Origin of the sequence: Arenimonas sp. (assembly GCF_035312645.1) — a bacterium.
GTDB lineage: Bacteria > Pseudomonadota > Gammaproteobacteria > Xanthomonadales > Xanthomonadaceae > Arenimonas.
Genome location: NZ_DATGBO010000138.1, coordinates 1 through 3,153, shown reverse-complemented (window position 1 = coordinate 3,153; position 3,153 = coordinate 1). Strand labels below are relative to the sequence as shown.

Below are 3,153 nucleotides of genomic sequence, written 5' to 3'. Positions count from 1 at the left end.
GGACGTATGGGCATTATCGCGACGGGAAGTTAAAACGGCGTCTTCGTGGCGTACGCATCGCGCCTGCTACGAGATGCCGAGGCCAGGAATCGCGCTGATCTGTTCGGGATCGAAACCCGCCGCCTTGGCGAAATGCCGGCCGCGTTCGACGTAATCCTTGTAGCGCGGAAAACTCGGCGCCCCCGGTGACAGCAGCACCAGGCCATCGTTCTCGAGCAATTCGCGGGCGAGGCGCAGCGCGTCTTCCAACTCGGCTGCTTCGGCGAGATGGAAGCGGCTCATCGGCGCGATCGGCTTGAGCCGCTCGAAAATGCGCGGGCCGTTCTGGCCCATGGTGATGATCACCTTCGGCGGATCGACGGCGACGCGATCGGCGAACACGCCCCAATCCACGCCGCGGTCGTAACCGCCGACGAGAATCGCGATGCGCCGGCCCTTGTAGCAGTCGAGCGCGGCGAGACTGGCGTGCGGCGTGGTGCTGATCGAATCGTTGACGAAATCCAGGCCATCGCGTCCACCGAGAAACTGCAGGCGATGCGGCAACGGCTTGAACTGCTGCGCATGCGCCGCCAGCGCGACGGCATCGAGACCGAGTGCTTCGACTGCGGCCAGCGCCGCGCAAAGATTGAGTCGATTGTGCCGACCCGGCAACGGTAGCCGACGCGTATCGAGCACGCGTTGTTCGCCACGATACAGATCGGTGTCGCGCAGATGCCAGCCATCGCCATCGTTGAACCAGATCACGCGCGTTGAATCGGGCACGCTCAAACCAACCAGACGCGGATCGGCGGCATTGAGCACGGCGATGCGCGGCGCGGCCTCGGTGACCAACGCAAGTTTGTCCTGAAAATAGCGCGCTTCGGTGCCATGCCAGTCGAGATGTTCGGGGAAGAAATTCAACACCACCGCGACGCTTGGGCGCAGGGCTTCGCGCGTCTGGTAGCTCGACAGTTCGATCGCCCAGAATTCCGGCTCCGGCTCGACGTCGAGCAATTCCAAAAGCGGAAGGCCGATGTTGCCGGCGAGCGCAGTGCGATGACCGCCCGAACGCAGCAGGTGCGCGATCAACGCGGTGACGGTGCTTTTGCCCTTGGTGCCAGTCACGCAGACGGTGCGCGCGTCGCCATGTTCGGCGAACCACAATGCGGTACCGCCGACGAACTTCGTGCCCTGCAGCGCGGCATCCACGGCCGGTGAGGTGTACGGACTGATGCCGGGCGACTTGATGACGATGTCGAACGCGGCGAGTTTGCTGCCGTCGACCTGGGTTTCGATCGTCAGTCCGGGGTCTTCCATTGCCGCCAATTGCGGCGCTTCCGCGTCCGAGCAGAACACCGTGATCGGCTGGCGTGGCAGGCGCCAGCGCAATGCCGCGAGTGCGGCGCGGCCTTCGCGACCGTAACCCCAGATCGCCACCTTCTTGTCCTCAAGCTCCGAAATTTGCACGCAACGCCTCCCAGAGCGACGCCGGTATCCCGTGTTCGGCCGATGCTACCAGCAGCGGCGCCACACCGAGCTCGGACTCGATGAGCTGCGGACGGATCTCGCGGCGGAAACGCGCGACCAGCGCGTCCTCGCGCCAGCTGGCGCTGTCGGCCAGCGCCGCCATCGCCGCACGCGACTCCTTGCCTTCGCCCACACATTCGAACGGCTTGTGATCCTGGAATTCCAGCAGCGCATCGAAGCCCGATGCCTGCTCGGGTTCGTCGAGAAGATTGCGGCCGAAGATATTGAGCAGGCGTGGCTTGGGCATGAACGGCGCCAACGCCAGGAACACGAAATGGCATTTCGGGCAGACGCCGCACCAGCGCTGCGCCGGGCGCTCGCCGAGAATATGGAAATTGCGGTTGCAGCTGGAAAAATGCCCGTCGTAGCGATCGATGCGCGCGAACTGCCGCGCTACCGCCAGTTCCGAGAACGGTCGCAGCAGCGAGTAGTAGCTCAGGTCCGCGGCAACATGACGTTTGAGATAAGCAGCGAAATCACGCTCGAAGCTCCAACCCTTCGACCACTGGTGATTCACTTCGCCGGTGCCGGGAATCAGGCTGCCGTAACTTGCAGAACGCTCGTTGGAAAACACGACCTGGTCGGCATCGACGAACAGCGCGGCGAGCGCGAGGATCGCCGAGTTCACCGCCGTCACCGGGATATGACCGTTGAGCGCGCCGAGTTTGTTGATCTCGAACAACGCCGGCGCCAGCGTACGGGTGATGTTGAGCGTGGGCAGGCCGGTGCGTTCGGCGCAGGCCTTGATCAGCGGCGAACTGCCGATCCAGGTCACTGTCTGTGCGACGCTGGCGGCACGCAGCGCTTCGATCGACACCAGCGAATCCTTGCCGCCGCCGATGGCGACGAGGGCGTGGTGTTTGAGGCCTTGCTTCGTTGAGCTGCTCTCACCCTGGCCTTCTCCCGGGGAGAGAGGGAGCCCATTACCTTCTCCCCCGGGGGGAAGGTGGTCCGCAGAGCCTGCCCCGGACTCGATCCGGGGGCCGGATGAGGGAAAGCGAATCTTCCCGCGCAGGCTCAAGCCGTTGCGATAAGCGAATTCGCCGAGGCCGTTCTCGTAAAGTCCGTTGAGAAACGCTGCGGTATCGGCATCGATGCCATACGAATCGATGCGGATTTCCGGCGGTACCGCCGCTTTGTAATAACTCACGCCGGCGATCATGTGCAGCAGGCGCAGCGCCTGCTCGACCGCGGCGGCGCGCGCCTCCGTCAAGACAAATGGCGCGCCTGGGAAACGCACGATCTCGATCAGTTCCGGGCCATCGTCGAAGGCATAGACCAGACGCGCTTCGCCATTGACGGCGGCGAACTCGCAACGGACGAAACGGAATGCGCGGATCGTCTCGCGCTGGAAATTCATCTCAGACATCCAACACTTCCTCGACCGGCAACGCCCGCAAGTTGTAACGATTGGCCATCACGAATCCGTAGGCGCCGGTGGTGGCGATCAACAGCACGTCCCCTTCGATCGTCGCGTCCGGCAATGCGCGGCGGCGACCGAGCACATCGCTGGTTTCGCAGATCGGGCCAACCACTTCCGCCGGCAAACCGTCGGCGTCATCGAGGCGCGTCAGGTTCACGATCTCGTGCCAGGCGTTGTACAGCGCCGGACGCATCAGCGCGTTCATGCCGGCATCGACACCGATG

At 63.9% G+C, this 3,153-nt stretch carries 2 protein-coding genes and 1 pseudogene; all 3 read right to left on the bottom strand.

The annotated features are described in order from the left end of the window. Nucleotides 1-66: 66 nt before the first annotated feature. On the bottom strand, nucleotides 67-1,446 hold the full coding sequence (murD, locus tag VKM35_RS12285) for a UDP-N-acetylmuramoyl-L-alanine--D-glutamate ligase (protein ID WP_324321305.1): 1,380 nt from the start codon (nucleotides 1,444-1,446) through the stop codon (nucleotides 67-69). Then, a complete protein-coding gene (gene murL, locus VKM35_RS12280; protein ID WP_324321306.1) occupies nucleotides 1,427-2,866 on the bottom strand; it encodes a UDP-N-acetyl-alpha-D-muramoyl-L-alanyl-L-glutamate epimerase in 1,440 nt (479 codons plus the stop codon). Before murL ends, murD begins: the two co-directional genes overlap by 20 nt. A 1-nt stretch (nucleotide 2,867) precedes the next feature. Continuing rightward, a pseudogene (locus VKM35_RS12275) lies at nucleotides 2,868-3,153 on the bottom strand (bifunctional aspartate kinase/diaminopimelate decarboxylase); the annotation flags it as partial.

Excerpts from the sequence above, each read along its gene's own strand:
- murL (WP_324321306.1), bottom strand. The coding sequence starts at position 2,866 with ATGAATTTCCAGCGCGAGACGATCCGCGCATTCCGTTTCGTCCGTTGC.